The organism is uncultured Adlercreutzia sp. (assembly GCF_958431955.1).
Taxonomy (GTDB): Bacteria; Actinomycetota; Coriobacteriia; order Coriobacteriales; family Eggerthellaceae; genus Adlercreutzia.
In genome coordinates this window covers 1-7,347 of sequence record NZ_CAUASN010000059.1, presented here as the reverse complement: position 1 = coordinate 7,347, position 7,347 = coordinate 1, and the positions used below count along the sequence as shown (strand labels likewise).

The 7,347-nt window shown below is 67.0% G+C and carries 6 protein-coding genes and 1 pseudogene; all 7 read right to left on the bottom strand.

Annotated elements, in window-relative coordinates; translation table 11 throughout:
- Positions 1-321, bottom strand: a pseudogene (locus tag Q5064_RS11215) (cytochrome C assembly protein); the annotation flags it as partial.
- Between the two features lie 21 nt (positions 322-342).
- On the bottom strand, positions 343-1,041 hold the full coding sequence (locus tag Q5064_RS11210; RefSeq protein WP_302964723.1) for a heme exporter protein CcmB: 699 nt from the start codon (positions 1,039-1,041) through the stop codon (positions 343-345).
- Entirely contained in the window at positions 1,042-1,797 is a 756-nt protein-coding gene (gene ccmA / locus Q5064_RS11205; protein WP_302964725.1) for a heme ABC exporter ATP-binding protein CcmA, read from the bottom strand.
- A complete protein-coding gene (gene ccsA, locus Q5064_RS11200; RefSeq protein ID WP_302964721.1) occupies positions 1,760-4,060 on the bottom strand; it encodes a heme lyase CcmF/NrfE family subunit in 2,301 nt (766 codons plus the stop codon). Before ccsA ends, ccmA begins: the two co-directional genes overlap by 38 nt.
- Before the next feature lie 3 nt (positions 4,061-4,063).
- Positions 4,064-4,729 (bottom strand): cytochrome c maturation protein CcmE, encoded by a 666-nt coding sequence (locus tag Q5064_RS11195; protein WP_302964720.1) that lies wholly within the window; start codon positions 4,727-4,729, stop codon positions 4,064-4,066.
- Positions 4,730-5,091: 362 nt separating this feature from the next.
- Positions 5,092-6,360 (bottom strand): ammonia-forming cytochrome c nitrite reductase subunit c552, encoded by a 1,269-nt coding sequence (locus Q5064_RS11190; RefSeq protein ID WP_302964718.1) that lies wholly within the window; start codon positions 6,358-6,360, stop codon positions 5,092-5,094.
- Positions 6,357-7,347 (bottom strand): NapH/MauN family ferredoxin-type protein (locus tag Q5064_RS11185; RefSeq protein WP_302964716.1); only part of this gene is annotated, 991 nt, incomplete at its 5' end. The genes Q5064_RS11190 and Q5064_RS11185, both read right to left, overlap by 4 nt.

Genomic DNA, 7,347 nt, shown 5'->3' with positions numbered 1-7,347 from the left:
CGAGCAGGTGTCGAAGCGGCGGTTCTTCGTCATGAGGAAGCGCACCGCGTAGTAGCACCCGAAGCCCAGGGCCAGAAACGAGGTAATGGCCACGGGCATGTGGAAGTAGAAGATCTTCTGGGACAGGAGCATCTTCTGGGACACCATCACATCCCCGATGAGCTCGGCACCGTTCACCGCGGCACCGCCCACGGGCGCCACCACGAAAAACGCCATGAGGAACCCGATGGTGGTGAGCACCGCGCCCGCCACAAGCGCCGGCACCGCCAGCTTATCGGGCCACTGCCCCACCTCGGGCAGCTTCAGTTTCTTATCGGACACGAAGTCCTCCTTCTCTCTTTCTCAGTTGACGACGAAATCGTACAGCACCCAACTGGCTAAAATCATGACCACATCATAGCCCGCGCCGAGGGCGAGCGACGTCAGAAAACCATCTTCGAACACCGTGCCGCCCACGAGCGCGCAGGTGGTGGCCGACACGCAGGCGTACAGCAAGGGGAAGATCACCGGCACGAACAGAAGCGCCAGCATGACGTCCTTGCCGCGGGTGGACGCCGTGATGGTGGAAAGCAGCGTGCCGATGCCCGCGATGCCCACGCTTCCGAGCAGAAGCGGCACGACGATCATCCAGCCCGTCTCGGCCGGGGCCGCGAAGCTGGAGAAGAACACCCAGTACAGCGGCACGGCGATGACTTCCACCACGGCGAGGAACACCAGATTCGACGTGGCCTTCGCCAGAAAGATCACACCGCGGTCGAGAGGGGCGAGCAAAAGCCCCTCCAAGCACCCGTTCTCGGTCTCCTTGGCGAACGATCGGTTCAGGCCCAGAAGCGACGTGAACACCACGAGCGCCCACAGAAGGCCGCCGGACACTTCCAGGAACTCCGAGCCGGGGCGCGCGAAGGACAGCGACACGCCGAACACCACAATGACGAGGAAGGCGTAGATGCCCATGGACACGATCATGTCCTTGGTGCGGAACTCCGCCTTCAAGTCCTTCGCGAGCAGCGTCTTGTACTGAGTCCAGGTAGAGGGCGCCATCTAGCTCACCCCCAATCCGACGGTGGAGCGGTACAGGTCATGGAACTCGTCGAGGGCGAGGCTGTCCTTCTCGGCGAAGGAGACCACCCGGCCGCGGGCGAGCACGAGCACGTGATCGGCCAGCGCCAGGCCCTTGTCCAGATCGTGGCTGACCATGACGAAGGTGCGGTTCTCGCGCACGCTCTCGATGAGCTCGTCGAAGATGCGCATGGCGTGGGGGTCGAGTCCCGAGTAGGGCTCGTCCAGAAGCACCACGGACGGGTCGTTCACGAGGGCCCGGGCGATGGAGACGCGCTGGGTCATGCCGCGGGAGAACGTGCGCACCCGGTCGAGCCGGCGGTGCTTGAGCCCCACGGCGTCGAGCAGCTCCACCACGCGGCGCTCGGGGTTGGGCACGCCGTAGAGGCGCGCGAACAGCAGCAGGTTCTCCTCGGCGGTGAGGTCGGGGTAGAGCATGGGGTTGTGCGAGATGAGCCCGATGGCCTCGCGGGCCCGCTCGGGCTCCTCCTTCAGATTGATGCCCGCCAGCGTGATCGTGCCCTCGGTGGGGCGCGACAGCGTGGCCAGCATGCGCAGCAGCGTCGTCTTGCCGGCGCCGTTGGGACCGAACACCGACAGGAACGCACCCGCGGGCAGCGAGAACGACACGTCGTCGACGGCCTTGCGACCGCCGAACGACTTCGTTAGATGCTCGACTTCAAGGGCCGCCTCCACGGGGCTACTCCCCCGCCTTGGCGTCGCTGCGGGCGGATGCATCGGCAACGTCGGCGTCGGCCGCCGCATCGCCCTCGACATCCTCCACGAGGGCCACTTCCTCGGCAACCGTCTCGATAACCAGGCCCTTCTTGGCCTTCGCGTCCGTCTCGGGCACGCCGTCGGCCAACGCCGCAGCGGGCTCGTCGCCGGCCGCGGCGCCCTCGCGGCGCTCGGCGCGCTTGGCGAACAGGGGCAGAAGCGAGCCGATCATGAGCAGGCCGAAGCCCACCCACACCAGCGAGATAAGCGGGTTCACGCGCACGTCCATGGAGAAGTCGCCCTCCTCGTTCACGCCGCGGTACACCACGAACAGGTCCTCGAGCGGGAACCCGATGACGCTGGCCTCCAGCTTCTGCTGCTGGGTGGCGCCCACCACCTGCACGGCCGGGGCCACGCTGCCCACGAACTGGCCGTCCTTGTAGGCATCGAAGTACACGGTGTACATCACGTTGCCGTTGCCCAGCTCCTCGATGTTGTTGCCCGTGTACTGCAGCTCGAAGTCCTGGATGACGAAGGGCTCCACGGTGGCGTCCTCGTCCTCGTTGTAGGGCACGTACCCGGTCACCTCGGTCACGTACATGGACGAGCCGATGAGGCCCACCAGGATGATGCCCATGGCGGTGTGGGCCACCGAGCCGCCGAACAGTGCCAGGCGACGACGCAGGGTGGCGCCGGTCACGCGCTTGAGGGCGCGGACGGCCATGAACAGCGCGTTGAAGATGAGCAGGCTCGCCACGGCGAAGCCCACCACGGTAAGCCCGTTGTAGTAGAGGGGCGCGCCCTGCTCAAGCAGCCCCTCGGCCGTCGAGCCGCCCATGGCGATCATGGCGTCGTAGCTGGGCAGAAGGTAGGTGGCGAAGTAGATCATCAGCACGACGAACAGCACGAGCGCACACAGGCCCGGCACCCGGGCGGCGCGCCAGAACGCACGCTTGTCGGTGCGGCGCCAGCCCAGAAGCGGGCAGACGGCCAGCACGGCCAGATACGCGATACCCAAGGGCCGGGCAATGGCGTTGTAGGTGCCGGCCGACAGCGACTGACCGCCGAAGGGCAGCCAGCTCGGCAAAGCCGAGGACACGGTCATATAGGCCAGAAGCACCGCGAACACCACCATGATGAGGTTGTTCACGTAGTAGGCGGCCTCCTTCGACACCATGGACTCGATGTCGTCGTCGGCCGCATCGGCCGCGCCGAAGCTCTTACGGCGCACCGCAAGCCCCACGATGCCGGCCAGAAGCGACAGCACGATAAGGGCGCCGAACATCACGAGCGACACCGGGTCGCCCTCGAAGGCGTGCACCGACTGCACGAGCCCCGAGCGGGTGATGAAGGTGCCAAGCACCACGAAGCAGAACGTCAGGCACGCACAGAACACGCTCCAGCGCTTGAAGGCTCCGCGCTGGCGGTACACGGTAAACGAGTGGATGAGCGCCACGCCCACGAGCCACGGCAGAAGGCTCGCGTTCTCCACCGGGTCCCAGCCCCAGTAGCCGCCCCAGCCGAGCACCACGTAGGCCCACACGGCGCCGAGCCCGATGCCGATGCCGAGCAGCAGCCACGAGAACATGAGGTAGCCCGTGGAGCGGTTCACCCACACCGGCGAGTCGTCGTTCACGATGAGCGCCGCCACCGCGTAGGCGAAGGGGATGGTGAGGCCCGCGTACCCGATGAACAGCGTCGGCGGGTGGATGGCCATGGCCCAGTGCTCCAGAAGCGCGTTCATCGAGCGCATGGAGGCCATGGCGTTCAGCGCGCCGTCCTCGGAGAAGTAGCGCGCGTCGGTCACGATGAAGGGCATGTTGCCCTCGGAGAACAAGAGCACCGACACAAAGGCCGTGAGCACGAGCTGGGCGATGCAGAGCGCCCCGTTGTCGAGCGGGCGCACGTCCTTGCGCGTGGTGAAGACGAGCACCGTGTTGAACACGGCGATGAGCCACGCCCAGAACAAAAGCGAGCCCTGGCGGCCGGCCCACAGGCCCGCCAGCTTGTAGAGCCACGCGATGTCAGATACCGAGGTGGAGCGGTTGTCCAGCACGTACTGGATGGTGTTGTCGCCGGTGAAGAAGCACCACACGAGCACCGCGCAGCACACCGTGAGGGCTGCCGCGACGAGCACCGCGGCCACCCGGCCGCCCCAGGCGAAGGTCTCCGACTTCTCGAAGGAGCGCTTCTTGTACAGCACGTGGGCCACGCTCAGGCAGAGCACCGAGATCACGCAGCCCGCGAAGGCCACGAGCAGGCCCAGAAGTCCGATCATCGACATGGCCTAGCCCTCCAATGCAACGTCGGTGGCGGCGAACTTGCCGTCCTTGCCGATGGAACCGGTGAGCACCACCGTGGCATTGTCGGCCACTTCCTCGGACAGCGCGCCGTCGAAGGCCACAGGCAGCTCGGAACCGTCCTCGGCGTCAACGATGACGAAGCGGTCGCCGGAGCCGGCGGCGGTGAGCGTGCCAGGCTTCACAGTGCCGGATACCTTCACCACGTTGCCCACCACGCCGTCGCCGTAGCCGATCAGCTGCGAGACGGAGAGCGCGTTGTCGGAATTTTCGTACTTCGAGGGGCACTTCGTGACGAGCTCGGAGCACTCCAGCACGCCGGCGTCGTTGATCTTGCCGGTGCAGATGGCGGTCACGTCGTTACCGAAGGTAGACGAGGCGGCGCCGTCGTAGCGCACCTCGAGCTGAGTCGCCGGATCGCCGTCCGGGTCGTAGATCTTGAAGGTGAGCACGTTGTCGGCGGTGGTGTACGAATCCTGCACCACGTTGCCCGACACCTGCACCTTCTGGCCCGCCTGGGGGTTCTCCGCCGCCTCGGCGACCGAAACGGTCTGGGCCGCGGTGTTTCCGCCCACGAAGGCGAGCACCAGAATGAGCACGATGACGATGACGCCGGAGACGGCGACCATCCTCTTCTTCATCTTCGCGTTCATAATCCTCCTGTTGTCCGTCGGTGAGCCAGACCGGCCTCCCCGACGGTCTGAAAATTACCATCGGCCAGTATCGCCGAAGCCCGCGCGAGCGCGCGCGAGAAAGCAAGCGAAACCAGCAGATCAGCGCAAACGCAACACTTTCGCAATGGAGGGTGCGCCGCTCATCGATCGGCCGCGCTCGGCCGCATCGACGGCGCTGCCCCGCGATGCGCCATGAACACCGTAGCGCGCGGGCGCGCGGGCGCGCATCACCCGAACGGGGCATTCCCCGAGAACAGACGACGCGCGCCCGGGAACAGGCGCGCGTCAGGAAGGGGCGACAAGGGAGGGCGCCGCCCCATCGGTGTCTCAGATGCCGCGACCTAGGCGATACCCAGCAGCGCGAAGCCCTCTTCCAGCTGCGATTCGGCCTTGTCGAGGTTGGCATGGGCGGCCTTGTAGTTGTGGGCGCCCTCGGAGTTCTCCACCATCACGTAGTCCCAGTAGAACTGCGCGTGGCGCTGAATCTGCTGAGCCTGGGCCAGCGTGTCGGCGTCGAGAGAGTCTTTCTGAGCCGCCAGCTCGTCGGTGTAGCGCTTGATGTCGGCGGCGATGGCGTGCTCGCGGTCGGTGACCTCCTTCTGCCAGGCGCGCACCTGCCCCGTAAGGTCCTTATGGCAGCTCGTGCACTGGTCGCTGATAGCGGGGTTCTCCAGCGGGCTCACCAACTCGTGCGAGCTGTACTCGCCCGACTCGTCGCTCATGGGCGCCATGTGGCAGTCGGCGCAGCTGTAGCCCTGCTTGGCCATGGAGGACTGCTCGCCGCCGTAGATGGTCTCGAATTCCGGATGCTGGGCCTTGAGCATGGGCGCGCCGGTGTCGGGATGCTCCCAATCCTTGAAGCCCATCTCGTCGTAGTAGGCCAAGATGGCCTCGGCGTCCATGGCCGCCAGCCCCTCGTAGGGGTTGCTCGTGGCCTTGGTGTCGGGGTTGAAGTAGTACTCGTTGTGGCACTGGCCGCAGGTCTCGGCTTCCACGGGCACCGCATCGGCATCGGCACCGAGGGCGTTCACGAAGTGCTTCTGGGTGACCACCACCTGGGTCGGATCGTTCTCATGGCAGTTGTAGCAGCTGATAGGCTCGCCCACAAGCGCCAGCACCTCGGCGAAGGGGCGCGCGTATACCTCATCGCCCTCGCTGTTCACCATGGCGGTGAACTGGGGCGTCTTGCACGTAATGCAGTTCGCCAGCGTGTTCTCGTTCACGCGCGGCGTCTCCGAGATGGACTGCAGCGTGTAGCTGTGGGACGCGGCCTCGTCGTAGCCCTTGGAGAACCCGTAGCCGGCGTACATGGTGGTGAGCTCCGGGTACTCCTCCAGGTAGTTCATCTTGCCCTCGGGACTGTTGGACTCGTTGGCCTTGTAGGTGGCGTACTGGCCCGGATAGATGTCCTTCCAGGCATCGGCCAGCACCACGCCGAACTCGTCGGCCTCGGGCGTCTCGGCCGGCGCCGCTGCGGGCTCGGACGCGCTGGAGCCCGTCGCGGGCTCCTGCGGGTTGTCGGACCCCGCGGGCGCGCAGGCGGCAAGGGCCGCCACCAGGGCCACCGTGCCTGCGGCCGTGACCGCGATGCGCATCGTCGACTTTCTCATGATTCCCTCCTTTGCTCGGCTGCGCTCGCAAGCACAGCTTCCGTTGGCACGAGATTACCGCGAGGGCGCGCCCCGCGAAAAGGGACGGTTCCCCGCCCATTGATGGGGACGGAACGGCGCATTCCCGCCACCCGCGCCGCAGGCCGCCTCGCACCGCTCAATCCGCCGACTACCCCGCCGCCTCCTCCGCGGCGGAAGACGCCGTGGAAGAGGACGCGCGGAGGGCGTCCCAGGCAGAAGCGCAGGGCGCGGGCGGGACACGTGTCCACGCAGGCGCCGCAGGCCATGCAGTCACCGGCGCGCACGATGGCGTCGTCGCCCGAGAGCGCGGGCGCGAGGATGACGGGGTCGGCCGGGCAGGCCTCCTCGCAGCGGCCGCAGTGCACGCAGGCTCCGTGGTCGATGCGCACGTTCACCTGGCCCGCGCGGCCAAGTACCTGAAAGAGGCCGCCCAGCGGGCAGAGAGCGCGGCACCACACGCGCCGGCTCACGAAGAGCTCGGCAATTACGATGGCGAGAAGCGTGCCCGCGCCGGCGAAGCCGCCGAAGACGAGTCCCTTGTTCACCGCCCCGATGGGAGAGACGGCCTCGAAGACGGGAAAGCCCACGAGCGCCGAGGCCACCACCACGGCCACGGCCACGCCGATCTTCACGCGGCGGCTGAACATGCGCTCAGGCACCGCGATGCCGAGACGGCGGCGCAGGGTGTCAACGCCCTCGCCGATGAGGTTCACCGGGCACACCCACCCGCAGAAGGCCCGCCCGCGCACAAGGCCGTAGGCCACTACGACGAGGGCTGCCCCCGCAAGGCCCGCCGTCGCCAGCCCGTAGCCGGAAGAGAGCACCTCGAGGGCCGCGAGCGGATCGAGCAGCGGCATGCCGGCCATCGAGGACGACGAAAGGCTCCCGAAGAACACGCCCTCGGCCGGCGTGGCCACCTCCCCATCGCCGCCCGCGAACAGCCCCGCCAGCCCCCACCCGGCCAGC